The sequence below is a fragment of the Ideonella sp. FW305-24 genome (assembly GCF_058788035.1).
In genome coordinates this window covers 57,650-84,132 of sequence record NZ_JBYTAI010000008.1, presented here as the reverse complement: position 1 = coordinate 84,132, position 26,483 = coordinate 57,650, and the positions used below count along the sequence as shown (strand labels likewise).

Genomic DNA, 26,483 nt, shown 5'->3' with positions numbered 1-26,483 from the left:
GCCGCTCATTCGCCATGCATTTCACCGACGACCACGGGTTGACGCTGTCATTGGCAATCCAGGGCTACCAGTTTCCGAATGCACGGCGCCAGCGATGGGACGACAACTGGCTCATGGTCTCCGGTCGCGTGGAACATCCCAAGGGCAGCTGGGAATTCCTGGACCCCTGCCTGACCACGGTTGAGCTGGCCTGGCTTGCCGGGTGGCTCGACGGCTTGGCCAAGGGGCACGCGTCACCTCCAATCCTGTACTTCACCGAGCCGTGCTTGACGTTCCGAGGGGAAGCGGGGCCCGCCCCCTGGCTCGAAGTCAGCCTGAGCCACGAATGCGCGCCACCATGGCTGACAAAGCCGGGCGCGAGCATGGAAGGCGTGACGCTCCGTTTTTCCGCCACAGCGGAAAGCATGTCAAACGCCGCAGCGGTTGCCAGGCAGTGCCTGACGCAGTTTCCAGAACAGCGGGTCTAGGCCGACGACGCTCCAGCCAGGCAAGGCCTGGCATCGGTTTTCACCTCAATCCGCAAGCGGCCCCACAAACGGAATCGCCTCCTCCACCGTCTCCCAGATGAAGCGCCCAGAGGGGCTTTGCTGTTCTTCGACGACGTGGGCCACCAGGCCGGCGGCGCGGGAGATGACGGCGAAACCGCGCATGACGTCGGTGGGCACGCCGATCTCGCCGAGCAGGGCGGCGACGGCGCCGGTGGCGTTGAGGGTGATGGATTTGCCGGCCACCGTGTCGACAGCGCGGGACAGGGTTTCGAGGGCGCGCAGGTGGGTGCCGGGCAGGTCGGGTTCGGCACGGGCCAGGTCCAGCAGCTTGTAGGCGCGCGGGTCCACCGGCTTGTGCAGGTGGTGGCCGAAGCCGGGCACGGGCTGCTTGCGGGCCTGGTGTTCGCGGGCGATGGCCAGGGCTTCGCCTTGCGGGTCAGCCGCGGCCTGCAGGCGGTCCAGCAGGCGCGAGCAGTTTTCCATCGTGCCGACAAAGCTGCTGCCCACGGCCATCAGGCCGGCGGCGACCGCGCCCTGCAGGTTCTCGGGCGCGCTCATGTAGACCAGGCGAGTGGCAATGGCGCTTGGCGTGAGGCCGTGTTCCATCAGCACGATGAGCACCACGTCTGCAATGCGCATGTCGACCGGGCGCGGTGTGCGGCCGAGGATCTGCATCAGCAGCACCTCGGTGAAGGTCTTCTGGCCCATCAGGTCGTCGACCAGGTTGGCGCCGCCGTAGTGCAGACTGGTCAGTGTGTGGCGGCACAGGCTTGTGGTGGGCGCGGCCCGGGTCTTTGAAGAAGCGGTCATGGCGGACTTTCAGTTCGAGGGTGCCAGCGCGAGTTCTCGCACGGCTGCCTTCAGCACCTTGCCAACGGGAGAGCGCGGCAGGCTGGCGTGGAAGTGGATGCGCTTGGGCGTGTGCACCGGCCCCAGGCGCTCGCGCACGAAGGCGATCAGTTCGGCCTCGGTCGCGTGCTGACCAGGCCGCAGTTGCACCGCCGCCTGCACGGCTTCGCCCCACTTGTCGTCCGGCACGCCGAACACCGCGCATTCGTGCACCGCCGGGTGCTGGCCCAGCGCGTTTTCCACGTCCACCGGGTAGACGTTGAAGCCGCCGGTGATGACCAGGTCCTTCAGCCTGTCCTTGAGGTACAGGAATCCACGGGCGTCGATCAGGCCGCGGTCGCCGGTGTGCAGCCAGCCGTCGACCAGGGTTTCAGCAGTCTTCTCGGGCAGGCGCCAGTAGCCGCTCATCAGCAGGTCACCGCGGGCCACGACTTCGCCGACCTCGCCGCGCGGCAACAGCTCGCCGGTCGGCGCCATGATGGCCACATCGCTGAACCAGGTGGTGCGGCCGACCGAGGCCCAGTTGGCCTCTTCCTCGAAGTCCTCGGGCCGCATGACGGTGAGGATTTGCGGCGCCTCGGTCTGGCCGTAGGTGGTGCCCAGCACCGGGCCGAAGAAGGCACGCACCGCGCGGATCTTCTCCGGAGGCATCGCCGCGCCGCCGTAGATCAGGCGACGCAAGCGTGGGAAGTCGGCCCGCGAGGCGCCGGGCAGCGCCATCAGCATGTAGATCAAGGTGGGCGGCATGAAGCAGGCGGTGCCGCCGCGGGTCCTGAAGGCCTGGCGCACGGCCTCGGCGCCGCCACCGGCCAGCACCACATGGCAGCCGCCCTGCGCCAGGATGGGCAGCAGGTAGGTGGAGGTGCCGTGCGTGATGGGCGCGGCCAGCACGTAGCGCTCGTGTTCATCGAAGCCCCAGGCCTGGACCTGGTTGGCAATGTTGGCCAGCCAGGCGCGGTAGGGTTGCATCACGCCCTTGGGCGCGCCGGTGGTGCCGCCAGTGAACTTGATGGCTTGCGTGGCGTCCAGCGGCAGGTCGATCACGGGTCGCGGGGCGCCGGCGTGCTGTGCGGCCAGCGAAGCGATGTCGGTCTCTCCCTCGCGGGCTTCACAGTGAATACGCTTGCCGGGCGCGTCGCCCAGCAGCGCCATGCCATCGGCGTCGGCCACCAGCAGCGTGGGTTCGGTGGCGTCCACCAGCCGGCGGATCTCGGGCGCGGTGCTCTTCACGTTCAGCGGCACCCAGACCTTGCCGCTGGCCAGCACCGCCAGCAGCGCAACCAGGTGGGCCGTGCTGTTGGCCGCGCAGATGCCCACGCGGCTCTGCGGCGTCGGGTCCTGCGCGATGAAGGCGGCCGCCAGGGCGCTGACGTGCGCGGCCAGCGTGTCGTAGCGCAGCAGGCCCTCGGGCGCGTCGATGGCAATGCGCTCGGGCCAGCGGTCGGCGGCGCGCCAGAAGAAGTCGATCGGGTGCATGAAGGGCTTGTCCTGCTCAGTCTGGTTTGATGCCGGCCTGCTTGATGACCTCGCGCCAGCGCTTGGCTTCGGAGGTGATCAACTGCTGCAACTGCGCGGGCGTGCCGGGCTCGGGCGTGGCGGCCATGTCGCGCAGGCGTTGGGCAATGTCCGGCTCGGCCAGCACTTTGTTCAGCTCGCTGTTGAGCCGGGTGATGACGGCGCGCGGCGTGCCAGCGGGGGCGGCCAGGCTGAACCAGGACTGCACGTCGAAGCCGGGGAAGCCGGACTCGGCCAGCGTGGGCACGTCCGGCAGCAGCGGCGAGCGCTGGGCGCTGGTGATGGCCAGCGCGCGCAGCTTGCCGGCCTTCACATGCGGCAGCACCGAGGGCGTGTTGTCGAACATGGCCTGCACCTGGCCGCCCATCAGGTCGGTCAGCGCCGGCGCGCTGCCGCGGTAAGGCACGTGCAGCAGGTTGGCCTTGGCAACCACCTTGAACAGCTCGCCCGAGAGGTGGATGGTGGAGCCGCTGCCGGACGATGCGAAGCTCAGGCCTGCGGGCGCCTGCGCCAGCTTCACGAACTCGGCCACGTTCTTCGCCGGCAGCGCCGGGTTGACCACCAGCACGTTGGGCACGCGGGCGATCAGGCCGATGGGCTCGAAGTCCTTCAGCGGGTCGTAGCCCAGCTTCTCGTACAGCGATGCGTTGACCGTGTTGGCCACGGTGTAGACGTAGAGCGTGTAGCCGTCGGCCGGCGCGTGGGCCACGGCTTCGGCGCCGATGTTGCTGTTCGCGCCGGTGCGGTTGTCCACCATCACCGACTGGCCCAGGCGCTCGCCCAGCTTGCCGGCCACCAGGCGCGCCACCACGTCGGTGGCGCCACCGGCGGCGTAGCCGACGACCAGGCGGATCGGCTTGGTCGGCCACGCGGCGGCCTGGGCTTGCGCTGCCGGTGCGGCGAGCCCGCCCAACACCAGCGCGGCGGCGGCGAACAAGCAGCGGCGGCGCGGCTTGAAGATCACGGAAGTCATGGCTTGTCTCCTGTTCTTGGAGGCGGCCTGCCTGCCCGGCGTGCCACCTTGCCGGCGCCGCGGCACACTGCACCGCTCAAGCTCCAACACGCCAATTCTTCGACATGCCTGCCCGCGCTGCGAATTCAAACGTCCACTCTGCGGACGTTTCTTCCAACACCCGCCCGGCGCCCGGCCCATCGCCGGCCGTGCCGCCCGAGGACAGCGGCGTGCGCACGCTGCGCCGCGGCCTGCAGCTGATGGACCTGGTGCTGGAAGCGCCGCCCGAGGGGCTGCGCGTGGTGGACCTCTGCCGCGCCGCCGGCCTGGAGCGTGCCACGGTTCACCGGCTGCTGGGCACCTTGCTGGACAGCGGCCACCTGGCCCGCCAGGGCCGCTTCCGCCTGGTCGCGGGGCCGCGGCTTGCGGGCGTGCAGCGCCAGCCGCCCGGCCCGTCCGGCATTGCCGCCAGGCTGCAGCCGGTGCTGGCGAAGATCAGCGCTGCGAGCGGCGACGCGGCGTTTGCCATCGTGCGCGAAGGCCCGACCTCGCACTGCATTGCCCGCCAGGTCGGCACGCACCCGGTGCAGATCCTGGTGATCGAGGTCGGCTCGCGCCAGCCGCTGGGCGTGGGCGCCGCCGGCCTGGCCTTGCTGGCTGCGCTGCCGGACGCGGACGTGGCCCCCATCCTCGCCGCCAACGCGCCGCAGCTGCCCACCTACGGCGGCATGACGCCCGAGCGCATGCAACTGCTGGTGCGCGCCACCCGCGAACGCGGCTGGTCGCTGATCGGCAACCACGCCGCGCGCAACATCCTGGCCGTGGGCATGGCGGTGCGCGACACGCGCGGCGCGCCATTGGCGGGCATCAGCGTGGCCAGCACGGTGGCACGCATGCAGAAAGACAGGCAGCAGCAGATCGTGAAGTGGATGCGTGAGGCGCTGGCGGAATTGGTCCCGAAGGGGCTGTAACGGCGCAAAGGCCAGGCATTCCAATTGGTTGACATGTGTTTCCAAGGAAACTATATTGCGCTGAAGTTTCCATGGAAACCAAATGAAGCCCAGAACCAGCACACCCGCAGCCTCGCCATCACCGCTTGCAGCCCATCTGGGTTTCTGGCTGCGTTTCGTGTCCAACCACGTGTCCACGCGCTTCCAGCAGTTGCTGGAAGCAAAGGGCGTCAGCGTCACCGAATGGGTGGCGCTGCGCACCCTGTGGTCGCGCAGCGAGACCCGCCATGCCGAACTGATTCGGTCCCTGGGCATGACCAAGGGCGCTGCGTCCAAGGTGGTCTCGCGGCTTGAGGAGAAAGGCCTGGCGGAACGGCAGTTGGTCGGCGGAAGCGCTCGGGAGCAATCGCTGGTGCTGACGCGCGCGGGCAAAGCACTGGTGCCCCAGCTGGCCGCGCTGGCCGACGCCAATGACGAACACTTCTTTGGCCACCTCAGCCCAAAGGATCGCCTGGACTTGATGGCGGCCATGCAAGCCCTGGTGCAGCAGCACCAGCTCAAGGACATCCCTGTCGCCTGACGGATCAGGCACTCCAGCCAAGGAAGGAACCCGCCGTGAACGAACACACCCAAGCTGCCATACAGGCCACGTTCGAGGCATCGAACCAGGGCCGCATCCACTTCGGCGAAGTGATCGCGCGACTCTCGAGCGTCCAGGTCGAGTCCTACCATGTCGACTACCGCGCGGGCCGCAGCACCTACCACCTGCACGACGGTGCCTCCCTGGACCTCGGCTTCGAGCGGCCGCAGGAGGCAATTGCCGACACCTTCGATGGCGATGCGGTGCGCGCGGCCATCCTGGGTGCGCAGCAGGGCCGGGTGATGTACCCCGAGTTCAAGTTGCTTTCGCAGCGCGCGGGCTGTACCGGCTACACCGTCTGGATCGCGGGGCGCCACGTCACCTACTTTGGCCGAAGAGGGGAAACGCATGTGGAGCGTTTCCCGGACTGAAGGGGACGCGCCTGATGCGGGACAGGGTGCCCGGCATGCCGCCGATCCCGCCTGCACGCAGCCTGAACCGCGCCACCTGCCATTCGTCGCAGCCCTGACGCTGTGCGCTCGCCTGCTCTCTAAAGTGCACCGCCATGCGCGGCCCGTCGGCCGCCCCGCACGGTGCCCACATGCTCGCGATCAAGCAACTCACCCACACCTACCCCAATGGCGTGCGCGCCCTGGACGAGGTTTCGCTGGAGATCCCCGCCGGCATGTTCGGCCTGCTGGGTCCGAACGGCGCCGGCAAGAGCAGCCTGATGCGCTGCCTGGCCACGCTGCAGGTGCCCAGCGCCGGGCAGATCCGCTTCGGCGACATCGACGTGATTGCCCAGCCCGAGGCGCTGCGCGCCACGCTGGGCTACCTGCCGCAGGACTTCGGCGTCTACCCGCGCGTCTCCGCCGCCGACATGCTGGACCACCTGGCGGTGCTCAAGGGCATTGCCAGCCGAGGTGAGCGCCGCGACACGGTCGAGGCGCTGCTGCGCCAGGTCAACCTGTGGGAGGTGCGCAAGTCGGCCATCGCGGGTTTCTCGGGCGGCATGCGCCAGCGCTTCGGCATCGCGCAGGCGCTGATCGGCAACCCGCGGCTGATCATCGTGGACGAGCCCACGGCGGGCCTGGATCCGGAGGAGCGCAACCGCTTCAACAACCTGCTGGCCGAGATCGGCGAAAACGTGGTGGTCATCCTGTCCACCCACATCGTCGATGACGTGACCGACCTCTGCCCGCGCACCGCCATCCTGGTCGGCGGGCGCATCGTGCAGGCGGGCACGCCCACGGCGCTGATTGCCGCGCTGCAGGGCCACATCTGGCAGGCCAGCATCGACAAGCACGAGCTGGACGCCGCCAAGGCCCGCCACGCGGTGATCGCCACCCGCCTGCGAGGGGGCCGCACCGTGATCCGGGTGCTGGCGGATGCGTCACCCGGTATCGGCTTCGCGCCCGCCGAGCCGGGCCTGGAGGACGTGTACTTCTCGACCCTTTACCTGCACCGTGCCGCCCAGCCGGCCGCTGTCGACATGAAGGCGGCCTGAGATGTCCGCCCGAATGTTCGCCCCCGTGGCCGCCTTCGAATGGCGCTACCAGCTCAGGAGCCCGGTGTTCTGGGTCGGCTGCGTGATCTTCTTCCTGCTGACCTTCGGCGCCACCACGGTGGACCAGATCCAGATCGGCAGCCGTGGCAACGTCAACATCAACTCGCCCTACGCCATCCTGCAGACGCTCAGCATCATGAACATCTTCGCGGTGTTCATCGTGGTGGCGATGGTGGCCGGCACGGTGCTGCGCGACGACGAGACCGGCTTCGCGCCCATCCTGCGCAGCACGCGCGTGGGCAAAGGCGCTTACCTCACCGGGCGCTTCACAGGCGCTGTCGCGGCGGCGCTGCTGGTCCTGGCCTCGGTGCCACTGGCCATCGCCGTGGGCTCGGCCATGCCCTGGCTGGACGCCGAGAAGATCGGCCCCTTCGTGCCGGGCGACTACCTGTACGCGTTGTTCGTGTTCGGCCTGCCCACGCTGCTCATCACCGGCGCCGCCTTCTTCGCGCTGGCTGATGGCCACGCGCTCGATGATGTGGACCTACGTGGGCGCCGTGGCGCTGCTGGTGCTGTTCTTTGTCACCCGCGGCCTGCTGCGCGACGTGCATCACGACACGCTGTCGGCCTTGAGCGACCCCTTCGGCCTGACGGCGCTGCGCATCGTCACCAAGTACTGGACCGCCGCCGACCGCAACACCCGCCTGCCCGAGATCACCGGCCTGCTGCTGGCCAACCGCGTGCTGTGGACCGGCATTGCCCTGGCGCTCTTCGCGGGCGCCTGGTGGCGCTTCCGCTTCGAGGCGCGGGGCAGCAAGGTGGCGGCCAAACCCGGCAAGACACAGTCTTCCCCGGTGGCGCGCAGTGGCCCGCTCCCAATGCCACGCAGCGACGCGGCAACCCGCCGCGCGCAGTTCGCAGCGCTGGCGCGCTTCGACATGGCCTTCGTGTTCCGCAGCCCCACCTTCTTCGTGCTGCTGTTCATCGGCGTGATCAACGCCGGCGGCACGGCCTGGTACACGGGCGAGTGGTACGGCGCCAGCAACATCCCTGTCACGCGGCTGATGGTGCAGGCCTTGCAGGGCGCGTTCGCGCTGATGCCGGTCATCATCGCCATCTACTACGGCGGCGAGCTGGTCTGGCGCGACCGCGAACGCCGCATGCATGAGATCGTGGACGCCACCGCCGCGCCCGACTGGGCCCACCTGGTGCCCAAGATCGCAGCCATCGCGCTGGTGCTCGTGGCGTCTTCGCTGGTGGCCGTGCTCACCGGCATGCTGGTGCAGGTGCTCAAGGGCTACACGCACTTCCAGCTCGGCGCCTACCTGCTGTGGTTCGTGTGGCCCACCGTCGTGGGGGCCTTGCAGCTGGCAGTGCTGTCGGTCTTCGTCCAGGTGCTGGTGCCGCAGAAGTTCATGGGCTGGGGGCTGATGCTGCTGTACCTGGTGGCCAGCGTCGCGCTGGCTTCGGCCGGCTTCGAGCACAACCTCTACAACTATGGCAGCACGCCGCCGGTGCCGTTGTCGGACATGAACGGCATGGCGCGCTTCTGGATCGGCCAGAGCTGGTTCCACCTCTACTGGAGCGCCTTCGCCACACTGCTGGCGGTCTGTGCCTTTGCCTTCTGGCGCCGTGGCGTGGTGTCGCCGCTGCGGCTGCGCCTGCCTGGCGCACGACGGAGGCTGCGCGGTGGCGCGCTGGCCATTGGCGGCGCGGCGCTGGCCACCTTCGTGGCAAGTGGCGCGTTCATCTTCTGGAACACCAACATCCTGAACGAGTACCTGCCCGCGCCGGAGCGCGAGGCATCGCTGGCCGAAGCCGAGCGCCAGCTGCTGCCTTTCGAGAAGCTGCCCATGCCGCGCATCACGGCCGTCGCGCTCGATGTGCAGCTCTACCCCAAGGAAGCCAAGGCGGTGACCAGCGGCAGCTACCGCATCGAGAACCGCAACGGCCAGCCGATCTCCGAGCTGCACCTGAGCTGGGCCAAGCCCATGCAGCTGGATGAAGTGACGCTGCCAGGCGCCAGCCTGCAGAAGGAATACGCGCAGTGGTCCTACCGCATCTACCGGCTGCAACCTGCCATGCAGCCCGGCGAGGTGCGGACTCTGGCCTTCAAGACCACGCTGCAGCAGCGGGGCTTTTCCAATGGCGCGCCACTGACGCGGCTGGTCGACAACGGCAGCTTCATCGAGAACAGCGCCATCTCGCCGAGCATCGGCATCAACCGCGACGACTTCCTGAAGGACCGCGCCAAGCGCCGCAAGCACGGGCTGCCCGCCGACCTGCGTCCGCCCACGCTGGAGGACGAAGCCGGCCGCGCGCACTCGCTGCTGCGCGCCGACAGTGACTGGGTCGACGCCGACATCACTGTCACCACCGACGCCGACCAGGTGCCCATCGCCCCCGGCTACACGCTCAGCGACACGATCGCCAACGGCCGCCGCAGCGCGCACTTCAAACCCGATGCGCCCATCAACCACTTCTTCTCGATCCAGTCCGGCCGCTACGCCGTCACGACCGACGCGCTCACCGTGGCAGGCAAGAAGATCGCCCTGGCCGTCTACCACCAGCCCGAACACGCCTACAACGTGCCGCGCATGCTGGCGGCCATGAAGGGTTCGCTGACGCTGTTCAGCGAAAAGTTCTCGCCCTACCAGTTCCGCCAGGCGCGCATTCTCGAATTCCCGAGCTACGCCGACTTCGCGCAGAGCTTTGCCAACACCATCCCGTACTCCGAAAACCTGGGCTTCCTCACCAAGCTGGGCGACGAAGACAAGATCGACGTGGTCACCTACGTCACCGCGCACGAGATCGCCCACCAGTGGTGGGGCCACCAGCTCGTGCCCAGCAGCCAGCAGGGCGGCACGATGCTGGTCGAAAGCTTCGCGCAGTACTCTGCCTTGCTGGTCATGGAGCGGCTGTACGGCAAGGAGCAGATGCGCCGCTTCCTGAAGTACGAGCTGGACCGCTACCTGCGCTCGCGCGGTGGCGAGGTGGTCGAGGAACTGCCGCTGAACCGCGTCGAGAACCAGCCCTACATCCACTACCAGAAGGGCTCGCTGGCCATGTACTGGCTGAAGGAGGTGGTGGGCGAGGACGTGGTCAACCGCGCCATGGCCACGCTGCTGCAGCAATACGCCTTCAAGCCCGCGCCGTATGCCAACTCGCTCGACTTCCTGCGCATCCTGCGGGCCGAAGCGGGCCCGCAACACCAGCAGCTGATCACCGACCTGTTCGAGAAGATCACGCTGCTGGACGTGAAGGCCTCCCAGGCCAAGGCCGTCCGGCGTGCCGACGGCAAGTACGACGTGAGCTTCGTCGTCGAAGCGAAGAAGTTCTACGCCGACGGCAAGGGCAAGGAAACCGAAGCGCCGCTGGCCGAGCCCTTCGACATCGGCGTCTTCAGCGCCGAGCCGGGGCGGCCGGGCTACACCGCCAAATCGGTGCTGTCCTTCGCGCAGCAGGCCATCCACACCGGCAGCCAGACGGTGACGGTAGTGGTGGACCAGGCGCCGGCCTGGGTGGGCGTGGACCCGTACAACAAGCGCATCGACCGCAACTCGGAGGACAACCTGAGTCGCATCGAAAGCCCTTGAGCACGACCCGGCGCAAGCCGGCGCGATTGCCTCAGTCGGCCACGACGCTTGGCTTGAGCAAGTCCGCAATGCCAATGCGCTCGGCGAAGTGCTCCCGCACGCGTTCAGCCACCTCGGTGACCGCCGCCGCGCCGTCGTCCAGGAAGTCCACCAGCGAGCGGAACGGGCGCTGGCCGTGGGGCAGGCCGACGATGCGCACGATCTCGTCGGCCACCGCCTGCGGGTCGGCCTCGGGCGGCATCAGCGCGGCGAGCCGGGCGCCGACCTGGTCCATCAGGCCGGCATAGCGTGCGTAGGCATCGGCGGTTGCACTGTCGGCCGGCTTGCCGGCGTTGGGGAAATGCTCGGTGCCGCTGGTGAAGGCGCCGGGCACCACGATGCTGGTCTCGATGCCGAAGCGCGCGAGTTCTGCGGCCATGGTGACGGCGATCGAGTCCATTGCCGCCTTGGCCGCGGCATAGGGGCCGAGGAAGGGCGGGAAGCCGCCGCGCGTGGTCGTGCTGCTGACCCACAGCAGAAGGCCGCGCTGCTGTGCGCGCAGCTGGGGCAAGGCCGCGCGGTTCACGCGCTGGGCGCCGAGCACGTTGGTGTCGTAGGCGGCCATCATTTCCTGAGGCGAAAAGGCCTCGGTCGGACCGACGACCAGGTGGCCGGCGTTGTGCAGCACCACGTCGAGCCGGCCCTGCTCGCGCACGATGGTGGCGACGGCGGCGTCCGCGCTGTCCTGCGACAGCACGTCCAGCTCGACGATGCGCAGGTCCAGCCCACGGGCGAAGCTCCAGTCGCGCATCTCGCGGGTACGTGACGCGTTCTTGGTGGTGACGCCGCGCATGCTGGCGTAGACAGTGTGGCCGGCCGCGGCCAGCGATTGGGCGCTGAGGCGGCCGATGCCGCTGGATGCGCCGGTGACGAGGATGGTTGTTTTCATGATGAGGTTCCTCAATTTCGAATTTCCGGCCTCAGACCATGCCGCCGTTGGCGCGCAGCGTCTGACCATTGATCCAGCCGCCATCGGGGCCGACCAGGAAGGCCACGGTGTTGGCGATGTCCACCGGCTCGCCCAGGCGCTCCAGCGGCGGCACCTTGGCCAGGCGCTCGATCAGCTCGGGCGACTTGCCGTCCAGGAACAGCGCGGTGGCGGTCGGGCCGGGGGCTACGGCGTTGACGGTGATCTGCTTGCCGCGCAACTCGCGGGCCAGCACCAAGGTCATCGTCTCAATGGCGGCCTTGGTCGCGGCATAGACCGAGTAGCCGGGCAGCGCGGTGCCGACCAGGCTGCTGGAGAAGTTGACGATGCGGCCGCCCGGCGCGAGGCGCTTGGCGGCTTCGCGCATCGCGTTGAAGCTGCCCTTCACATTGATCGCAAACAGCTTGTCGAACTCGGCGTCTTCGGTGTCGACCAGCATTGGCATCTGCGGCGGCATCACGCCGGCGTTGTTGACCAGCACGTCGATGCGACCGAAGGCTTGCGCCGCAGCGTCGAACAGCGCGCGCACGGCCGAAGGGTCGGCGACGTCGGCCTGCACCGCCAGCGCCTGGCCGCCGCTGGCCTGGATGGCTTCGACGACGCGGGCGGCCTCGTCGGCACGGCCGGCGTAGTTGACGATGACGGCGTGGCCGTCGGCCGCCAGGCGCTGCGCGATGGCGGCGCCGATGCCGCGCGAGGCGCCGGTGACGATGGCAACGCGGGGCATGGTGGAAGCTGCAGCTGGGGTGTTCATGGTGGACTCCGTTGGTGGTCGGTTGGCTGGGCAGGACCGTGGTCTGATCCCGTACCGCCAATGTATTGTTCGATTCGGTTCGGATAAATTAGCCATTCCATCCTTCACAATCCAGTACAGCTAAACAAATGGAGCGCTCGCATGGACCGGCTGGATGCGATGCACCTGTTCGTGCGCATCGTCGACCTGGGCAGCTTCACCAAGGCGGCGGATGAACTGCAATTGCCGCGTGCCTCGGTCAGCCTGGCGCTGCAGCAGCTGGAGCTGCGGCTGGGCGTGCGCCTGCTGAACCGCACCACCCGGCACGTCAGCGCCACGCTGGACGGCGAGGCCTACTACCTGCGCTGCCAGCAGATCCTGCAGGACGTGGGAGACAGCGAGGACCTGTTCCGCAGCGCCCAGCTGCGGCCCAAGGGCAAGCTGCGCGTGGACCTGCAGGGCACGCAGGCGCTGCATTTCGTGCTGCCGCACCTGGGCGAGTTCCACGCGCGCTACCCGGACATCGAGCTGGAGATCGGCCTGGGCGACCGGATGGTGGACCTGGTGCGCGAAGGCATCGACTGCGTGCTGCGCTCCGGCGAACCCAAGGACTCTTCCATGGTGGGCCGGCGGGTTGCGCTGCTCGGCCTGGTCACCTGCGCCAGCAGCAGCTACCTCGCGCGGCGCGGCACGCCGCAGACGCTGGACGAGTTCCGCAAGCACGATGCGGTGAACTACGCCGGCAGCAGCGGCCGCGTGCTGCCCTTCGACTTCCTGGTGGACGGCGAGAAGCGCAGCCTGATGCTGCGCGGCCCGGTCACCGTCAGCAGCGCCTACGCCTATTCAGCCTGCTGCCTCGCCGGCCTGGGGTTTGTCCAGGTGCCGCGCTATCACGTCGAGGCCCAACTGCTCAGCGGCGAACTGGTGGAGGTCTTCCCCGAGCTGCGGCCTGCGCCCATGCCGGTCTCGGTGCTGTACCCGCATGCGCGCCAGCTGTCGTCCCGCGTGCGGGTGTTCGTGGACTGGCTGGCCGAGCGCATGGCCGGGGCGAACTGAGGGCACCAACGCCGAAGCGCACGACAGCCGCCCGAGACGCCCTCAAACCCGCTGCAAATACGCAATCGCCGCAGTGACCGTCGCGGCCTGCGCCTGGTTGCACTGGGCGGGGCTGGCCGTGGGGCTGTCGGGGTAGACCTCGGTGGTGGTGACCAGGCGGGCAGCGGTCATGCCGCCGCACAGGCCGAGCGCGCGCTTGGGGTAGTTGATGACGCCGGCCTGCTGCAGCGGCTCGCCGATGATGCAGCCGTGTTCGTCGGCCTCGGCGATGTGGGTCACAGGGCGGACGGCCTCGATCAGCGCACGCTGGAACTCGGGCGCTGGGCGCTCAGTGTCGCCCACCAGGTAGAAGCCGTCGGGGATGGCGTGCCAGTCGAACGCGACGCCGTCGCGCGCGGCCTTGGCGGGCCCGAACTCGCTGTTGTCGGTGTCGGTGGTTTCATGCAGATCCACGTGCAGGTCGACGCGGGTGCAGTTGGCAGCCACGCAGGCCATGGCCAGCGCCGACTCTGCCGCCGGGCTGGCCGGCTTGAACTGCCGGTTCGGGTCCAAGGCATCGGGATTCCAGCGGTTGATGGTCTCGTAGCCCCAGGGGCTGATGCACGGCAGCACCAGCAGGTTCAGGCCTTGGGCATGACGGCCGAACTCGTGTTCCAGCCACAGCAGCGCGCCCTGCACACCGCTGGTCTCGTAGCCGTGCACGCCCCCGGTGACCAGCACGACCGGATGATCGGCGCGCCATGCACGGCTTCGCACCGCCCACAGCGGGTAGCTGGCCAGGCCCAGGCGCGTGTAGTCCAGCGTGCCGTACTGGAACAGCTCGGCCTGTGCCGGCAGGCCAGCGGCGAGGGCCTTGAGGGGCGCCACGACCTCTTCGGCATAGACCCGCTGCAGCGGCTGGCGGGCGAGCCAGGCGGCTCTTTCAGCGGCAGCCCAGGGGGTGCCTGGCGTGCCGATGGGATACGGCGTGCTTGACGGGGAGATGCTCACGAATGCCACCCTGATTTTGGCGATGCCGCGCACGATACACCGCGGCACGGCACTGCCAAGCCCCTTGGCCCGAGGCGAATTCCCCGCGCTTCTACACTGGCCCTGCTGCGCAGTTGCTGCCAGGCGGCAGTGGCCCTTGCGCATGCCGGCACCTCTTCTGCTCACAGGGAAGCCCATGCGCCACTCCGGAACCTTCACCCCCACGCCAAGCACCACACCCTGGCCGGCGGCCGCACTGGGCGGGCTGCTGGTCCTGATCGGCCTCGCGCTGGCCGCTGGCGGCGCCATGCTGATCGCCAGGGCGGGCAGCGCCTACTACCTGGCCATGGGGCTGGCACTGGTGGTTTCGGGCGCGCTGCTGACGCGCGGCAAGCGCTCGGCGCTGGTGGTCTACGGGCTGGCATTTGCCGCCACCGTGGGCTGGGCGTTGTGGGAAGCCGGGCTGGACTTCTGGGCCCTGCATGCGCGCCTCTTCACCTTCGCCGGCCTGCTGCTGCTCATGCTGCTGGTGCAGCCGGCGCTGCGGCGCCGCGCGGCGCTTGCGCCGCGCACCGGCATGTTCCTGGGCCTGTCGGCACTGCTGCTGGCCGGCCTGTTGGGTACGGTCTGGGGCATGTTCCAGCCGCATGGCATCCACCACACCACCATTGCCTCCGGCCAGGTGCCGGCCCCCGCCGAAAGCGCGGTCGCCAACTGGTCGCACTACGGCAACGGCCCGGGTGGGGACCGCTTTGGTGCGCTGGACCAGATCAACCGCCAGAACGTGGGCGATCTCACCGTGGCCTGGACCTACCGCACCGGCGACGTGCCGCAGTCGGACGGCAATGGCGCGGAGGACCAGCTCACGCCGCTGCAGATCGGCAACACCGTCTACCTCTGCACGCCGCACAACAACGTGATCGCACTGGACGGCGACACCGGCGCGGAGAAGTGGAAGCGCGTGATCGACGCCCATGCCAAGGTCTGGATGCGCTGCCGCGGGCTTGCGTATTTCGACGCCAACCAGCCGCTGCTGCAGCCGGCCGACCCCAGCGCCAGCCCGGTGCCGCCGGCCCTGGTGGCGGAGGGCGCGCCGTGCCAGCGGCGCATCCTGATGAACACCATCACCGACGAGCTGATTGCGCTGGACGCCGACACCGGCAACTTCTGCCCGGACTTCGGCCGCAACGGCCGCGTGGACCTGCGCGAAGGCATGGGCGACGCGCCGGACCCGCTGTACGCGCTGACCTCGGCGCCGACGATGGCGGGCACCACCGTGGTCGTCGGCGGGCGGGTGGCGGACAACGTGGCGCTGGACATGCCCGGCGGCGTGGCGCGTGGCTACGACGTCATCACCGGTGCGCTGCGCTGGGCCTTCGACCCCGGCAACCCGGACGACAAGCAGGCGCCCGCACCCGGCAAGACCTACACCCGCTCGACACCCAACGTCTGGGCGCCCATGTCCTACGACCCGGCGCTGAACACCGTGTTCATGCCCACCGGCAGCGCCGCCATCGACCTCTGGGGCCCCAAGCGCACCGAGCGCGACCATCAATTCGGCGCCTCCATGCTGGCGGTGGACGCGACCACCGGCCAGCAGCGCTGGCTGTTCCAGACGGTGCACAACGACCTCTGGGATTTCGACGTACCGATGCAGCCCACCTTCTTCGACTTCAAGAAGACCGAAGGCGGCACCGTGCCGGCACTGGTCTTCGGCACCAAGGCCGGCCAGCTCTACGTGCTGGAACGCGCCACCGGCAAGCCGCTGACCAATGTCATCGAGACCCCCGTGAAGCCGGCCGGCATTCCCGGCGAGCCCTATGCACTGACGCAGCCGGTGTCGGTCGGCATGCCGCAGATCGGCGCGCAGACGCTGACCGAAGCCGACATGTGGGGCGCCACGCCGTTCGACCAGCTGATGTGCCGCATTGCCTTCCGCGGCATGCGCTACGAAGGCCTCTACACCGCGCCCGACACCGACACCTCGCTCAGCTTCCCCGGCTCGCTGGGCGGCATGAACTGGGGCGGCCTGTCGATCGACCCGACGACCAACACCATCTACGCCAACGACATGCGCCTGGGCCTGTGGGTGCGCATGGTGCCGCAGCAGCCGGCCAGCGGCGGCGCTTCGGCGCCTGCAGGGGCCGAAGCGGTGAACGCCGGCATGGGCGCGGTGCCGCTCAAGGGCACGCCGTATTCGGTGGTCAAGGACCGCTTCTTCTCGCCCATCGGCATCCCGTGCCAGAAGCCGCCTTTCGGCTCGCTGACCGCCGTCAACCTGGACACCCGCCAGGTGGCCTGGGAAGTGCCGCTGGGCACCGTGCGCGACTCGGTGCTGCACGGCGTGCGGCTGGGCCTGCCGATGCCGGTGGGCATGCCGACCATCGGCGGCTCGCTGACAACCCAGGGCGGCCTGGTCTTCTTCGCCGCCACGCAGGACTTCTACCTGCGCGCCTTCGACAGCGGCAACGGCCAGGAGCTCTGGAAGGCCCGCTTGCCGGTCGGCAGCCAGGGCACGCCCATCACCTACCGCTCGCCGAAGACAGGCAGGCAATACGTGCTGATCTCGGCCGGCGGCGCACGCCAGTCACCGGAACGGGGCGACTACGTGGTGGCCTATTCGCTCTCGCACTGACCACGGCGCTCACTACACTGCCCGGATGTCCTCCGCCCCCGAACCACACGCCCCCGGCGTCGACCAAACCTGCCTCGCCCACCTGCTGGGCTATCAGCTGGCCCAGGCGGACATTCCGCTGAAGAAGATCTTCTTCAAGCGCATTGCAGAACCGTTCGGCCTGCGGCCGGTGGAGTTCACGACCCTGGTGCTGGTGAAATTCAATCCGGGCATCAACGGCAAGCAGCTCGCGCAGACGCTGGCCGTCACCGCCGCCAACATCACCTTGATGTTGGACAAGCTCAGCGAAAAAGGCCTGCTGGCGCGGGTGCGCAGCGAGACCGACCGGCGCGCGCAGAACGTGCACCTGACGGCTGCCGGCGAAGTGCTGGCAGCGAAGGCACACGAAGTGTCCTTGACGATGGAGCAGGACCTGCTGCGCCACCTCAGCGCCGGTGAGCGGGTGATGCTGCTGGAGCTGCTGCAGAAGCTGGCGAAGCACCGCAGGGTGTAGCCCGCTGCCATCGCCCTTGAAAGGGTTCGCACAAAATATCAAAAGCGTTTCGCACCCGCTCGGTAGGCTTGCGGCCTTCTGCAACCCACCCGAGGAAACGACATGCGCGACGCCAGACAGACCACCTGGGAAACCTACACCAATGCCTGGCGCGAAGCCTCGGCCGATGCCAAGGCCGCAGCGCTGGCGCAAAGCGTTGCGCCAGCCTGCGTCTACCAGGACCCACTGGTCACGGCCCGCGGTCACCGCGAACTGATCGACTACATGCTGGACTTCCACAAGCAAGTTCCCGGTGGCCATTTCGTCACCACCAGCTTCCTGGCGCACCACGATGCCAGCGTTGCCAAATGGCACATGGTCGATGGCGATGGCAAGGTGCTGGGCGACGGCGTGAGCTTTGGCCAATACGACGGCCAGGGTGCGCTGGTAGCGATGACCGGGTTCTTCGAAGTGCCCACCCAATGAGCGACACACGAAGAGGCCGGCGATGAACTACCTCGCTCAGGTGCAGCGCGGCATCGACTACATCGAAGCCCATCTGGACGGGGACGTGGACCCGGCCGATGTGGCGCGCCACGCCGGCCTCAGCCAGTGGCATTACCAGCGCATCTTCAAGGCACTGACCAGCGAGACCCTGAAGACCTACATCCGCTCGCGCCGCTTCTCGCAGGCCCTGGAAGCACTGGCCAACACGCAGGAACGGGTGCTGGACATTGCGCTGGCATCGGGCTTCGAATCGCAGGAGAGCTTCACGCGGGCGTTCAAGAAGGCGTTCAGCGTCACGCCAGCGCACTACCGCCGGCATGCCGGCGCGCTGGCCTTCCTGCGCAAGGTCCGGTTCGACGAGGACTACCTGCGGCACATCCATGCCAATGTGTCGCTGGAACCCGAGTTCATCGAACACGGCGAGATGCAACTGGTCGGCCTGAACACGAAGTTTCATGGCATGGACTCCGAGAAGAACAACGTGGCCAGCAAGCTGCCTGCCTTGTGGGCTGCGTTCCTGCCACTGCTGGCCGACGTGCCGAACCGCATCGTCGGCAGCTGCCACGGCGTAGTCCAGCAGACCTCGGCCCAGTCCGACGAGCTGGTGTACTGGGCCGCGGCGCCGGTCACACACGTCGGGCCGCTGGGCAAGGGGCTGGCCAGCCTGCGCATTCCCGCGGCCCGCTACGCGCGCTTCACGCACCGCGGCCTGCCCGCAGGGCTGGACCAGACGGTCAACTACATCTATTCGAGCTGGCTGCTGCGGTCCGGCGAGCGGCACGCCGGCGGCTGCGACCTGGAGTTCTATGGCGCCGACTATGCGGCCGACTCGCACGCATCGACCATGCACTACGCGATTCCGCTCGCAGCGAACTAAGGCACCTCTTCAGCCGACCAGTTCGCGCAGCAGCGCCACATTGGCCACGCAGATCAGCGCGAGCAGCGCCCAGGCCGCGGCCTTCATCGGCCCGCGCAGCTGGAAGCGGCCCATCAATTTCGCGTCCCCATTCAGGCGCAGCAGCGGCCAGATGGCAAACGGCAGCTGCAGGCTCAGCACCACCTGGCTGCCGACCAGCATGGTCCCCACACCCGCCTCGCCCAGCCACAGCACCCCGAAAAACGCCGGCACCAGCGCGAGCATGCGCGTGGCCAGGCGTCGCTGCCAGCACGGAATCTTCAGCCGCAGGAAACCTTCCATGATGACCTGGCCGGCGATGGTGCCAGTGAAGGTGGAGCTCTGGCCCGCGGCCAGCAGCGCCACGCCGAACAGTACCGAGGCAATGGACGCACCCACCAGCGGATCCAGCAGGTGATAGGCCTGCTGGATCTCGGTGACCTCGGTCTGGCCCTTGGCATGGAAGGCCGACGCGGCCAGCGTCAGGATGGCGCCGTTGACCAGCAGCGCAAGCGTCAGCGAGATCACCGTGTCCCAGGTGGACAGCCGGATCGCCTCGCGCTTGGCCTTGTCGTCGGGCGCGAAGTGGCGCGTCTGCACGATGGACGAATGCAGGTAGAGGTTGTGCGGCATCACCGTGGCGCCGAGGATGCCGACTGCCAGCATCAGCGCCCGCGGGTCGTGCAGCACCAGGTTGGTCGGGACCAGGCCTTGCGCCACGGCATGCCAGTCCGGGCGGACCAGGACGATCTGCACCAGGAAGCACACGCCGATGGTCATCACCAGCCCCAGCACGATGGCCTCGACCTGCCGGAAGCCGCGGCCCTTCAGGCCCAGCACGAACAGCGTGTCCAGCGCCGTGACGGCAATGCCGGCCAGCAAGGACATGCCGAACAGCAGGTGCAGTGCCAGCGCCGTGCCCAGCACCTCCGCCACGTCACACGCGACGATGGCCAGCTCGGCCATGACCCACAGCGCCCGGTTCACCGCCGGCCGGTAGCGCGCCCGGCAGGCCTGCGCCAGGTCCAGCCCGGTGACCAGCCCGAGGCGCAGCGCGAGCGTCTGCAGCAGCATCGCCGCCACGCTGGACAGCACGACCACCCACAGCAGCGCCGGCCCGAAGCGCGAGCCCGCCTCGATGTCGGTCGCCCAGTTGCCCGGGTCCATGTAGCCGACCGACACCAGCAACCCCGGCCCCGCCACCTTCGCCAGCCGCTTCCACAGCGGCTGCGAGGAGGAAACATCCACCGAGCCGCGAACCTCGGACGGACAAAACGGCGCAGTGGCGGTGGTGGGCAGACCAAACATGCCGCCGATTCTCGGCGACGCGGCCGGCAGTTGCACTGCTACCCAAGCATGCGCCGTGTCAGCGGCCCAACGCGACCCTCACCAGTTCACCCAGCTGGCTGCGTTGCTGCCCCTTCGCGTCGAAGTTCTCCGGGGACAGCCATTGCTGGAACGCTAGGCGGATCGCTGGCCACTCGTGGTCCAGCATGGCGAACCAGGCGGTGTCGCGGCTGCGTCCCTTCATGACGGCAGCCTGGCGGAAGATGCCTTCGAACTGGAAGCCGTAGCGTTCTGCCGCACGGCGCGAAGGCGCGTTCAGCGCGTTGCATTTCCACTCGTAGCGACGGTAGCCGAGTTCGTCGAAGACACGCTGCATCAGCAGGAACTGGGCTTCGGTGCCCATGGGCGTGCGCTGCACCAGCCGCGAATAGGCCACGGCGCCGACCTCGATCACGCCATTGGCCGGGTCGATGCGCATCAGCGCCAGCGTGCCGACGGCCTGGCCGGTGGCGTTGTCGATGATGGTGTGATGCAACGGGTCGGCCGAGGCTTCGGCCTTGGTGAGGTACTCGGTGAGCGCAGCCATCGAAGGGAACGGGCCAGCCGGCATGTAGGTCCAGTCGCGACCGTCTGCCTGCACGCTGTAGGCGGCGTAAAGCGCCTCGGCATGCCTGGCCACGCTGAGCGGCTCCAGGCGGCACCAGTGGCCCGCCAGCGGCGTGCGCGGTGGCAGCGCGCGCGGCTGCCAGCCTTCGAGCTTGGCGCCGACCGGTTGGCCGTGTTCGTTGAAGTGCAGGTCCTGGGTCATGGTCGTCTCGGTGGGTCAGAGCAGGTGGCGGTATTGCACGAAGCCAGGCTTGCTGGCGATGCGGTCGTAAAGCTTCATCGCTTCGCTGTTGGTCTCGTGCGTGAGCCAATGCACGCGCGAGCAGCCTGCGGCCGCGGCCTGGGCATAAGCCCACTCGATCAGCGCGCGGCCCACGCCGGCGCCGCGCACTTCCGGGTCGACGAACAGATCCTGCAGGTAGCAGTAGTCGCCAACCGTCCAGCAGCTGCGGTGGCGGATGCAGTGGACCAGGCCGACGACCCGGCCGTGCAGCTCGGCCAGGCCCGCAAACATCGGCTCGGCCGGGTGCAGGAAACGGGCGAAGGTGGTCTGCGTGGTCGCCAGCGGGATGTCGGTCTTGTAGAAGGCCTGGTAGCCGCGCCACAGCGGCAGCCAGGCATCGAAATCGGTCTCGGCCAGCGGCCGGACCTGCAGGGTGGTGGCAGTCATGCGGGTCTGCGAATGCAGTCGGTGGAAGCCTGGACGATAGGCGCATCGTGGCATCATGAAAAGTACCACGCCGTCAGCTTCTGATGGAACCACGACTTCCCATGATTCCGATGACCCTGGACGCTCCACTGCTCGCCGGCCCATTGGCAAAAGGCCCAGGCGCAGCACCGCGCCAGACCCAGCTGACCCAGCGCCTGAAGCAGGCCATCCTGGCCGGTGAGTTGCCGGCCGGCGGCAAGCTGCCGTCCTCTCGCGCGCTGAGCGAATCGCTGGGCGTGGCGCGCAACACGGTGTTGATCGCCTATGAGCAACTGGCGGCCGAAGGCTTTGTGGTGGCCGACACGCAAGGCACGCGGGTGGCGGCGCTGCAAGGCCGCCCGGCGGCCAAGGCGAAGCACGCGCCCGCCGCGCTGGCGGCCACGCAAACGGCGCAGCGCCTGTCCAGGCTGCAGCCCACGCGCGGTGCGGCGCCTGGCCCGCTGCCGCTGGCGCCCGGCATTCCGGCGCTGGCCCAGTTCCCGCTCGCAGCCTGGCGGCGCGCCCACGAGCAGGTGCTGAAGGCAGCGCTGCCCAACACACTCGCCTATGGCGACCCTCTCGGCGAGCCCGCGCTGCGCGAGGCACTGGCCCAGCACCTGCGCGCCTCGCGCGGCGTGCGCTGCGAGCCGGCGCAGGTCATCGTCACCGAAGGCGCGCAGGAAGCGCTCGCGCTGTGCGTGCGCCTGCTCACCAACCCTGGCGACACCGCGTGGCTGGAAGACCCTGGCTACCGCGGCGCGCGGGCCGCGTTCAATGCCGGCGACCTGAAGCTGGTGCCGATGCGGGTGGACGCGCAAGGGCTGCAGGTGCCGCCGCAAGCCTGGCGCGAAACGCCACCGCGCCTGATCCAGGCCACGCCGGCCCACCAGTACCCCACCGGCGCCGTGCTCTCGGTCGCGCGCCGGCTGGACCTGCTGCAGCGCGCAGCCGAGGCCGGCGCCTGGATCGTCGAGGACGACTACGACAGCGAGTTCCGCCACCAGGGCGAGCCGATTGCCGCGATGCAGGGCCTGCGGCCCGACGCGCCAGTGCTCTACATCGGCACCTTCAGCAAGACCATGTTCCCCGCGCTGCGCCTGGGCTTCCTGGTGCTGCCGGCAGCGCTGCAGGACGCGGCCGCCGGCCCCATGGCCGAGTTGCTGCGCGGCGGCCACCGGCTGGAGCAACTGGCCATGGCCCGCTTCATCGAAACCGGCCAGTTCGCCCGCCACCTCGGCCGCATGCGCCGCCTCTACCGCGAGCGCCAGCAGGCGCTGCGCGAAGCGCTGGCCATGCAGCTCGGCGTGGCCCACGAAGTGCTCGGCGGCCAGGGCGGGCTGCACCTCACGGTGCGCTTGGCTGCGGCCTTGCGCGACCAGGCCATCGTCGACGAAGCTCGCCGCCAGGGCCTGGGCGTGGGTGCGCTGTCCAGCTATGCAATGCAGCCGCGGCCCGAGGACAACGGCTTGGTGATCGGCTACGGCAACACCTCGGCGGAGCAGATGGGGCCGATGGTGAAGCGGCTGGGACGGATTGCGAAGGCTCAGGCGGGCAAGGCGGCCGGCTGAGGCGACAGGCGCTGCGCCGTGCGCGCCAGGTGCTCACCGAAGCGCTGGGCAGAGCGCGCATCCGCCTCGCTGAGCATTGGCGCCTCGCCGGGGTTGGCCAGGTTGTGGCCCATCAGCCCGAGGAAGCTGCCGAGATGGTTGGTGCCGTCGGGTTGGTACGGCAGTGCGTCCCAGCTCAGCCAGTGCATGCCGTGCTGCGCGGCCAGCACCGAGAGGTAGCTCAATGTGGCCAGCTTGTCGCCGCTGGGGCTGCCGCTGGTGGTGAAGCCGGCCGCGAGCTTGCCGGTCCAGGCGCGGGCGAACCACAGGCCGGCGGTGGCGTCTGCAAAGGCCTTGAACTGGGCGGCCGGACCGCCCATGAAGGTGGGCACGCCGAAGACGATCAGGTCGGCTTCGCTCAGCCTGGCCAGCACGGTGTCGTCCTGCCAGCGGCCTTCGTGGACCTGATGGCCGTGCAGGCGGATCAGCCGCAGCTCGGCCTGGCCGGACTGGCGCGCGCCAGCGGCGATCTGCTCGGCCAGCAGGTGGGTGCTGCCGCCTTGGGAGAAGTAGACGAGTGCGATGGTGGGCATGGGGTTGCTCGTTGGAAAGGAACGGGGGTTTCAGGCTTGGGGCGGCCAGGCACTCAGCTGGCCCAGCATGCCGAACCAGTCTTCGAGGTGCCAGGTGTGCGAGATCCGGCCATCTCGCAGGTGGTGCACCTCGTGCATCACCACGTCGATGGGCTTGCCGGTAGGCGCGATGCCGAAGAACGCGCCGCGGTGGGTGCCGGTGATGCGGGCGCGCACCGCGGCGCGGCCCTGGTGGCCGAACATCTCCTGCACCGTGATGCGCACGTCCGGGAAGGCCTGGGCGAACATGGCGATGACAGGGCCCAGCCCGGCCGGGCCTGGCGCCTGGCCCGGGCCCAGCGGGATGTCCTGCCAGTCAGGCGTGGTGGCCTCATGGACCAGCGCCGGGTCCTGCTCGTTGAAGGCGCGGTAAAGGGTTTCGACGGCGCGCTGCTCGGCGGCACTGAGGCCGTTGGGCTGCACTGCGGCGGCGGGGGAAAGGGGGATGTCGGAAGGCATGGCGCCACTGTAGAAATCGAGACCACCGACGTCCAATCGAATAACGGTATGCAGCAAAATCCACGGCATGGATCTTCATGCGGTGGACCTGAACCTGCTGGTGGCCTTCGACGCGCTGATGCGCGAGCGCAGCGTGACGCGCGCCGGCCTGCGCATCGGCCGCACCCAGCCGGCGATGAGCGCCGCGCTGGCCCGGCTGCGCCACCTGCTGAAGGACGAACTCTTCGTGCGCAGCGCCGCCGGCCTGCGGCCCACGCCCCGCGCCACCGAGCTGGCCGAGCCCATCACAGCGGCCCTCGCGCAGCTGCAGCAGACGCTGGCCTTCACGCAGCCCTTCGAGCCCGCCAGCAGCACCGCCACCTTCACGCTGGCGGTGTCGGACCACCCTGCCCTGGTGGTACTGCCGCGCCTCGTGCCGCCGCTGGCCAAGGCCGCCCCCGGTGTGACACTGCGCGTGAAGGCCTTCACCGCGCGGGAAGACGCGGTGGCCATGCTGGACGCTGGCGAGGCCGACGCCGCGGTGGGCGTGCCCGGCTCGGCCACACCGCGCATCCTCACCGCGCCGATGTTCAGCGAGCCATTTGTCTGCGTGCTGCGCCGCGGCCATGCGCAGGCCAAACGCCGGCTCACGCTGGAACGCTTCCTGGCCATGGATCACCTGCTGGTCTCGCCCGAGGGCGACGGCGTGGGCCTGGTGGACCTGAAACTGGCCGAGCAGGGCCTGCAGCGCCGCGTGGCCCTGCGGCTGCCCCAGCTTTTTGCCGCAGCGGCCGTCATCACCCGCAGCGACCTGATGGCCACGCTGATGGTGGGCGCCGTGCAGGCCTCAGGCCTGGGCGAGCAGCTGGTGCAGCTGCCGCCGCCACTGGCCGTGGACGCAGTGCCTTTCGTGCTGCAGTGGCACCGCCGCAGCGACGCGCTGGCCAGCCAGCGCTGGTTCCGCGAGCAGGTGCTGGCGGTGGGAGAAGCGCTGGCGGCGCCAAAGGCTCAGACCTTCAAGGGTTGATCGCGCCGGGCGCCCTGCGCCCGGGCCGCCGGTGCTTCAATCGCTCCACCAGATGCCGCGCAAGCCAGCAAACCAGCAAGCAGGCAAGCGGCCCACCACACTCCTCCTCCAAGGAATTGATTCGCCATGAACATCGTCCTGAACGGCAAGACCGCCATCGTCACCGGCTCCACCCGCGGCATTGGCTATGCCATCGCGCTCGGCCTGGCACGTGCCGGCGCCAGCGTCGTGGTCACCGGCCGCAAGCAGGTGGACGTGGACCAGGCCCTGGCCAAGCTGCGCGCTGCGGTGCCGGGCGCCCAGGTGCGCGGCGTGGCGGCCGACCTGGGCGGCGCCGCGGGCTTCGAGGTGCTGAAGGCTGCCGAGCCGCATGCGGACATCCTGGTCAACAACGTGGGCGTGTTCAACCTGCAGCCCTTCGCGGAAATCCCCGACGAAGAGTGGACGCGCATGTTCGAGGTCAACGTGATGTCCGGCGTGCGCGCCAGCCGCATCTACCTGCCCGGCATGCAGCAGAACAACTGGGGCCGCATCGTCTTCATCTCGTCCGAATCGGGCCTGAACATCCCGGCGGACATGATCCATTACGGCTTCAGCAAGACCGGCAACCTCGCCGTCTCGCGCGGCCTGGCCAAGAGCCTGGCCGGCACCGGCATCACGGTGAACGCAGTGCTCCCAGGCCCCACGCTCTCCGAAGGTGTGCAGCAACTGGTGGCACCGGGCGGCGACCTGGCCACCGCCGAGCGCATCGCCAACGAGTTCGTCAAGGCGCACCGCGGCTCGTCCATCCTGCAGCGTGTTGCCACGCCCGAGGAAGTGGCGAACATGGTGGTCTACGTCTGCTCGCCGCAGGCTTCGGCGACCACGGGTGCGGCTTTGCGGGTGGATGGTGGGGTGGTGGATACGATTGCTTGAGCGGCCTTGGCGGGCCTCACCGAACGCCGCCTTCTAAGGCGATCTCCGCGCGGCCTTCGGCAGGCGCAGCGCCCCTTCCGGGCCGCTGCGCCCAGCCTGACTGGACCTGAACCCTGTCAGCCCTGCTTGGCCTTGCGGGCTTCCATGAGCTCCTTCTTGCAATCGGGCGAGAGCTCCTTGCGGTGCTCCTTCATGCACGCCTTGAGCGTGCCGTCGCCCGGCTTGATGCCGGGGCAGTACTTGTCGACGTCGGCCTTGCAGGCCGCAGCCACGTCGGCGGCCGATGGCGCGGCGTCAGCAGCGTGGGCGGCGGCGGACACCAGAAGGCCGGCGCAGGCCAGGGACAGAGCAGAGAACATGATCTTCACGGGCGGGATCTCCAGGTTGGATGACACAGGATACGACGCGAAACGGGGCGAATTCTCACACCCAATATGCACCCGTTTCCAGCGGAAAGCTGCGAGCGTCAAGACCTGACCACGAGCCCGCACGTCAAAGCCCACCGCAGCTCGTCCATCCTGCAGCGCGTGGCCACGCCGGAGGAAGTGGCGAACATGGTGGTGTATGTGTGCTCGCCGCAGGCTTCGGCAACCACCGGCGCGGCGTTGCGCGTGGAAGGTGGGGTGGTCGATACGATTGCCTGAGCGGCCTGGGCTTCAGCTGCGTTCTTAA

General features: G+C 68.9%; 27 protein-coding genes and 1 pseudogene. 15 read left to right on the top strand and 13 right to left on the bottom strand.

What is annotated here, in order from left to right; all coding sequences use genetic code 11:
• Positions 1-14 precede the first annotated feature (14 nt).
• Positions 15-467 (top strand): WapI family immunity protein, encoded by a 453-nt coding sequence (locus AC3WR5_RS21120; protein ID WP_492486908.1) that lies wholly within the window; start codon positions 15-17, stop codon positions 465-467.
• A 45-nt stretch (positions 468-512) separates the two neighbouring features.
• Here AC3WR5_RS21120 and AC3WR5_RS21115 read toward each other — a convergent pair whose 3' ends face one another.
• The 3 genes from AC3WR5_RS21115 to AC3WR5_RS21105 are packed head-to-tail and all read right to left on the bottom strand — an operon-like array spanning position 513 to position 3,825.
• Positions 513-1,298 carry a citryl-CoA lyase gene (locus AC3WR5_RS21115; protein WP_492486906.1) on the bottom strand — a complete coding sequence of 262 codons (786 nt, stop codon included), beginning with the start codon at positions 1,296-1,298 and terminating at the stop codon, positions 513-515.
• Positions 1,299-1,307: 9 nt separating this feature from the next.
• Entirely contained in the window at positions 1,308-2,813 is a 1,506-nt protein-coding gene (locus tag AC3WR5_RS21110) for a class I adenylate-forming enzyme family protein (protein WP_492486904.1), read from the bottom strand.
• Positions 2,814-2,829: 16 nt separating this feature from the next.
• Positions 2,830-3,825: a tripartite tricarboxylate transporter substrate binding protein gene (locus AC3WR5_RS21105; protein WP_492486903.1), complete on the bottom strand. Its 996-nt coding sequence runs from the start codon at positions 3,823-3,825 to the stop codon at positions 2,830-2,832.
• A gap of 104 nt (positions 3,826-3,929) precedes the next feature.
• Between AC3WR5_RS21105 and AC3WR5_RS21100 the strand changes: the two genes are divergently transcribed.
• The 4 genes from AC3WR5_RS21100 to AC3WR5_RS21085 all read left to right on the top strand — a co-directional run bounded on the left by AC3WR5_RS21100 (position 3,930) and on the right by AC3WR5_RS21085 (position 6,841).
• The gene (locus tag AC3WR5_RS21100; RefSeq protein ID WP_231011640.1) at positions 3,930-4,775 is read left to right on the top strand and encodes an IclR family transcriptional regulator; all 846 of its coding nucleotides are present in this window, start codon (positions 3,930-3,932) and stop codon (positions 4,773-4,775) included.
• An 82-nt stretch (positions 4,776-4,857) separates the two neighbouring features.
• Entirely contained in the window at positions 4,858-5,334 is a 477-nt protein-coding gene (locus tag AC3WR5_RS21095) for a MarR family winged helix-turn-helix transcriptional regulator (protein ID WP_141287993.1), read from the top strand.
• A gap of 35 nt (positions 5,335-5,369) precedes the next feature.
• The gene (locus AC3WR5_RS21090; RefSeq protein ID WP_141287994.1) at positions 5,370-5,765 is read left to right on the top strand and encodes a DUF1398 domain-containing protein; all 396 of its coding nucleotides are present in this window, start codon (positions 5,370-5,372) and stop codon (positions 5,763-5,765) included.
• 170 nt (positions 5,766-5,935) lie between these two features.
• Positions 5,936-6,841, top strand: a complete 906-nt coding sequence (locus AC3WR5_RS21085) for an ABC transporter ATP-binding protein (protein ID WP_141287998.1) — start codon at positions 5,936-5,938, stop codon at positions 6,839-6,841.
• Between the two features lie 168 nt (positions 6,842-7,009).
• Here AC3WR5_RS21085 and AC3WR5_RS21080 read toward each other — a convergent pair whose 3' ends face one another.
• Positions 7,010-7,144 carry a hypothetical protein gene (locus tag AC3WR5_RS21080; RefSeq protein ID WP_492486901.1) on the bottom strand — a complete coding sequence of 45 codons (135 nt, stop codon included), beginning with the start codon at positions 7,142-7,144 and terminating at the stop codon, positions 7,010-7,012.
• Between the two features lie 215 nt (positions 7,145-7,359).
• Between AC3WR5_RS21080 and AC3WR5_RS21075 the strand changes: the two genes are divergently transcribed.
• Entirely contained in the window at positions 7,360-10,437 is a 3,078-nt protein-coding gene (locus AC3WR5_RS21075; RefSeq protein ID WP_492486899.1) for an ABC transporter permease/M1 family aminopeptidase, read from the top strand.
• A 31-nt stretch (positions 10,438-10,468) separates the two neighbouring features.
• Here AC3WR5_RS21075 and AC3WR5_RS21070 read toward each other — a convergent pair whose 3' ends face one another.
• Entirely contained in the window at positions 10,469-11,365 is an 897-nt protein-coding gene (locus AC3WR5_RS21070) for an SDR family oxidoreductase (protein ID WP_492486897.1), read from the bottom strand.
• 31 nt (positions 11,366-11,396) lie between these two features.
• Positions 11,397-12,158 carry an SDR family oxidoreductase gene (locus AC3WR5_RS21065; protein ID WP_492486896.1) on the bottom strand — a complete coding sequence of 254 codons (762 nt, stop codon included), beginning with the start codon at positions 12,156-12,158 and terminating at the stop codon, positions 11,397-11,399.
• Positions 12,159-12,299: 141 nt separating this feature from the next.
• Here AC3WR5_RS21065 and AC3WR5_RS21060 point away from each other — a divergent pair, with 141 nt between their 5' ends.
• Positions 12,300-13,193 carry a LysR family transcriptional regulator gene (locus AC3WR5_RS21060; protein ID WP_492486894.1) on the top strand — a complete coding sequence of 298 codons (894 nt, stop codon included), beginning with the start codon at positions 12,300-12,302 and terminating at the stop codon, positions 13,191-13,193.
• A 42-nt stretch (positions 13,194-13,235) separates the two neighbouring features.
• Here the strand turns inward: AC3WR5_RS21060 and AC3WR5_RS21055 are convergent, their stop codons facing one another.
• Positions 13,236-14,183, bottom strand: a complete 948-nt coding sequence (locus AC3WR5_RS21055) for a M14 family metallopeptidase (RefSeq protein ID WP_492486892.1) — start codon at positions 14,181-14,183, stop codon at positions 13,236-13,238.
• A 175-nt stretch (positions 14,184-14,358) separates the two neighbouring features.
• On the opposite strand from AC3WR5_RS21055, the gene AC3WR5_RS21050 reads away from it, so the two are divergent.
• The 4 genes from AC3WR5_RS21050 to AC3WR5_RS21035 all read left to right on the top strand — a co-directional run bounded on the left by AC3WR5_RS21050 (position 14,359) and on the right by AC3WR5_RS21035 (position 18,653).
• Positions 14,359-16,797, top strand: a complete 2,439-nt coding sequence (locus AC3WR5_RS21050; RefSeq protein ID WP_492486890.1) for a membrane-bound PQQ-dependent dehydrogenase, glucose/quinate/shikimate family — start codon at positions 14,359-14,361, stop codon at positions 16,795-16,797.
• Positions 16,798-16,822: 25 nt separating this feature from the next.
• The gene (locus AC3WR5_RS21045; protein ID WP_141287270.1) at positions 16,823-17,290 is read left to right on the top strand and encodes a MarR family winged helix-turn-helix transcriptional regulator; all 468 of its coding nucleotides are present in this window, start codon (positions 16,823-16,825) and stop codon (positions 17,288-17,290) included.
• A gap of 102 nt (positions 17,291-17,392) precedes the next feature.
• Positions 17,393-17,755 carry a nuclear transport factor 2 family protein gene (locus AC3WR5_RS21040; protein WP_492486888.1) on the top strand — a complete coding sequence of 121 codons (363 nt, stop codon included), beginning with the start codon at positions 17,393-17,395 and terminating at the stop codon, positions 17,753-17,755.
• A gap of 22 nt (positions 17,756-17,777) precedes the next feature.
• The gene (locus AC3WR5_RS21035) at positions 17,778-18,653 is read left to right on the top strand and encodes a helix-turn-helix domain-containing protein (protein WP_492486886.1); all 876 of its coding nucleotides are present in this window, start codon (positions 17,778-17,780) and stop codon (positions 18,651-18,653) included.
• 9 nt (positions 18,654-18,662) lie between these two features.
• On the opposite strand, the gene AC3WR5_RS21030 is transcribed toward AC3WR5_RS21035, so the two are convergent.
• From AC3WR5_RS21030 to AC3WR5_RS21020, 3 genes are read right to left on the bottom strand one after another with little or no spacing between them, the layout of a single operon-like run.
• A complete protein-coding gene (locus AC3WR5_RS21030) occupies positions 18,663-19,979 on the bottom strand; it encodes an Nramp family divalent metal transporter (protein WP_492486884.1) in 1,317 nt (438 codons plus the stop codon).
• Between the two features lie 58 nt (positions 19,980-20,037).
• On the bottom strand, positions 20,038-20,766 hold the full coding sequence (locus AC3WR5_RS21025) for a GNAT family N-acetyltransferase (protein ID WP_492486882.1): 729 nt from the start codon (positions 20,764-20,766) through the stop codon (positions 20,038-20,040).
• 15 nt (positions 20,767-20,781) lie between these two features.
• Complete coding sequence (locus tag AC3WR5_RS21020; protein WP_492486881.1) at positions 20,782-21,234, bottom strand: GNAT family N-acetyltransferase; 453 nt, start codon at positions 21,232-21,234, stop codon at positions 20,782-20,784.
• A gap of 110 nt (positions 21,235-21,344) precedes the next feature.
• Between AC3WR5_RS21020 and pdxR the strand changes: the two genes are divergently transcribed.
• Positions 21,345-22,820, top strand: coding sequence for a MocR-like pyridoxine biosynthesis transcription factor PdxR (pdxR, locus tag AC3WR5_RS21015; protein WP_492487203.1), 1,476 nt, complete (start codon positions 21,345-21,347; stop codon positions 22,818-22,820).
• On the opposite strand, the gene AC3WR5_RS21010 is transcribed toward pdxR, so the two are convergent.
• Together AC3WR5_RS21010 and AC3WR5_RS21005 are read right to left on the bottom strand one after the other, a co-directional pair.
• Positions 22,796-23,392 (bottom strand): flavodoxin family protein, encoded by a 597-nt coding sequence (locus AC3WR5_RS21010; protein WP_492486879.1) that lies wholly within the window; start codon positions 23,390-23,392, stop codon positions 22,796-22,798. The genes pdxR and AC3WR5_RS21010 overlap by 25 nt on opposite strands.
• A gap of 30 nt (positions 23,393-23,422) precedes the next feature.
• A complete protein-coding gene (locus AC3WR5_RS21005) occupies positions 23,423-23,890 on the bottom strand; it encodes an ester cyclase (protein ID WP_492486878.1) in 468 nt (155 codons plus the stop codon).
• A gap of 67 nt (positions 23,891-23,957) precedes the next feature.
• Between AC3WR5_RS21005 and AC3WR5_RS21000 the strand changes: the two genes are divergently transcribed.
• Positions 23,958-24,896, top strand: coding sequence for a LysR family transcriptional regulator (locus AC3WR5_RS21000; RefSeq protein WP_492486876.1), 939 nt, complete (start codon positions 23,958-23,960; stop codon positions 24,894-24,896).
• 126 nt (positions 24,897-25,022) lie between these two features.
• Positions 25,023-25,811 (top strand): SDR family NAD(P)-dependent oxidoreductase, encoded by a 789-nt coding sequence (locus AC3WR5_RS20995; RefSeq protein WP_492486875.1) that lies wholly within the window; start codon positions 25,023-25,025, stop codon positions 25,809-25,811.
• Between the two features lie 116 nt (positions 25,812-25,927).
• Here AC3WR5_RS20995 and AC3WR5_RS20990 read toward each other — a convergent pair whose 3' ends face one another.
• Entirely contained in the window at positions 25,928-26,179 is a 252-nt protein-coding gene (locus tag AC3WR5_RS20990; protein ID WP_492486874.1) for a hypothetical protein, read from the bottom strand.
• A 123-nt stretch (positions 26,180-26,302) separates the two neighbouring features.
• On the opposite strand from AC3WR5_RS20990, the pseudogene AC3WR5_RS20985 reads away from it, so the two are divergent.
• Positions 26,303-26,455 (top strand): annotated as a pseudogene (locus tag AC3WR5_RS20985) (SDR family oxidoreductase); the annotation flags it as partial.
• Positions 26,456-26,483 lie beyond the last annotated feature (28 nt).

What these genes read in the sequence shown, in the direction of transcription:
- AC3WR5_RS21060 (WP_492486894.1), top strand. Translation starts at nt 12,300, where the DNA reads ATGGACCGGCTGGATGCGATGCACCTGTTCGTGCGCATCGTCGACCTG.
- AC3WR5_RS21050 (WP_492486890.1), top strand. Translation starts at nt 14,359, where the DNA reads ATGCGCCACTCCGGAACCTTCACCCCCACGCCAAGCACCACACCCTGG.
- AC3WR5_RS21075 (WP_492486899.1), top strand. Translation starts at nt 7,360, where the DNA reads ATGGCCACGCGCTCGATGATGTGGACCTACGTGGGCGCCGTGGCGCTG.
- AC3WR5_RS21095 (WP_141287993.1), top strand. Translation starts at nt 4,858, where the DNA reads ATGAAGCCCAGAACCAGCACACCCGCAGCCTCGCCATCACCGCTTGCA.
- AC3WR5_RS21010 (WP_492486879.1), bottom strand. Translation starts at nt 23,392, where the DNA reads ATGCCCACCATCGCACTCGTCTACTTCTCCCAAGGCGGCAGCACCCAC.
- pdxR (WP_492487203.1), top strand. Translation starts at nt 21,345, where the DNA reads ATGACCCTGGACGCTCCACTGCTCGCCGGCCCATTGGCAAAAGGCCCA.
- AC3WR5_RS21025 (WP_492486882.1), bottom strand. Translation starts at nt 20,766, where the DNA reads ATGACCCAGGACCTGCACTTCAACGAACACGGCCAACCGGTCGGCGCC.
- AC3WR5_RS20995 (WP_492486875.1), top strand. Translation starts at nt 25,023, where the DNA reads ATGAACATCGTCCTGAACGGCAAGACCGCCATCGTCACCGGCTCCACC.
- AC3WR5_RS21105 (WP_492486903.1), bottom strand. Translation starts at nt 3,825, where the DNA reads ATGACTTCCGTGATCTTCAAGCCGCGCCGCCGCTGCTTGTTCGCCGCC.
- AC3WR5_RS21020 (WP_492486881.1), bottom strand. Translation starts at nt 21,234, where the DNA reads ATGACTGCCACCACCCTGCAGGTCCGGCCGCTGGCCGAGACCGATTTC.
- AC3WR5_RS21000 (WP_492486876.1), top strand. Translation starts at nt 23,958, where the DNA reads ATGGATCTTCATGCGGTGGACCTGAACCTGCTGGTGGCCTTCGACGCG.
- AC3WR5_RS21120 (WP_492486908.1), top strand. Translation starts at nt 15, where the DNA reads ATGCATTTCACCGACGACCACGGGTTGACGCTGTCATTGGCAATCCAG.
- AC3WR5_RS21035 (WP_492486886.1), top strand. Translation starts at nt 17,778, where the DNA reads ATGAACTACCTCGCTCAGGTGCAGCGCGGCATCGACTACATCGAAGCC.
- AC3WR5_RS21045 (WP_141287270.1), top strand. Translation starts at nt 16,823, where the DNA reads ATGTCCTCCGCCCCCGAACCACACGCCCCCGGCGTCGACCAAACCTGC.
- AC3WR5_RS21040 (WP_492486888.1), top strand. Translation starts at nt 17,393, where the DNA reads ATGCGCGACGCCAGACAGACCACCTGGGAAACCTACACCAATGCCTGG.
- AC3WR5_RS21115 (WP_492486906.1), bottom strand. Translation starts at nt 1,298, where the DNA reads ATGACCGCTTCTTCAAAGACCCGGGCCGCGCCCACCACAAGCCTGTGC.
- AC3WR5_RS21005 (WP_492486878.1), bottom strand. Translation starts at nt 23,890, where the DNA reads ATGCCTTCCGACATCCCCCTTTCCCCCGCCGCCGCAGTGCAGCCCAAC.
- AC3WR5_RS21110 (WP_492486904.1), bottom strand. Translation starts at nt 2,813, where the DNA reads ATGCACCCGATCGACTTCTTCTGGCGCGCCGCCGACCGCTGGCCCGAG.
- AC3WR5_RS21065 (WP_492486896.1), bottom strand. Translation starts at nt 12,158, where the DNA reads ATGAACACCCCAGCTGCAGCTTCCACCATGCCCCGCGTTGCCATCGTC.
- AC3WR5_RS21100 (WP_231011640.1), top strand. Translation starts at nt 3,930, where the DNA reads ATGCCTGCCCGCGCTGCGAATTCAAACGTCCACTCTGCGGACGTTTCT.
- AC3WR5_RS21070 (WP_492486897.1), bottom strand. Translation starts at nt 11,365, where the DNA reads ATGAAAACAACCATCCTCGTCACCGGCGCATCCAGCGGCATCGGCCGC.
- AC3WR5_RS21085 (WP_141287998.1), top strand. Translation starts at nt 5,936, where the DNA reads ATGCTCGCGATCAAGCAACTCACCCACACCTACCCCAATGGCGTGCGC.
- AC3WR5_RS21030 (WP_492486884.1), bottom strand. Translation starts at nt 19,979, where the DNA reads ATGTTTGGTCTGCCCACCACCGCCACTGCGCCGTTTTGTCCGTCCGAG.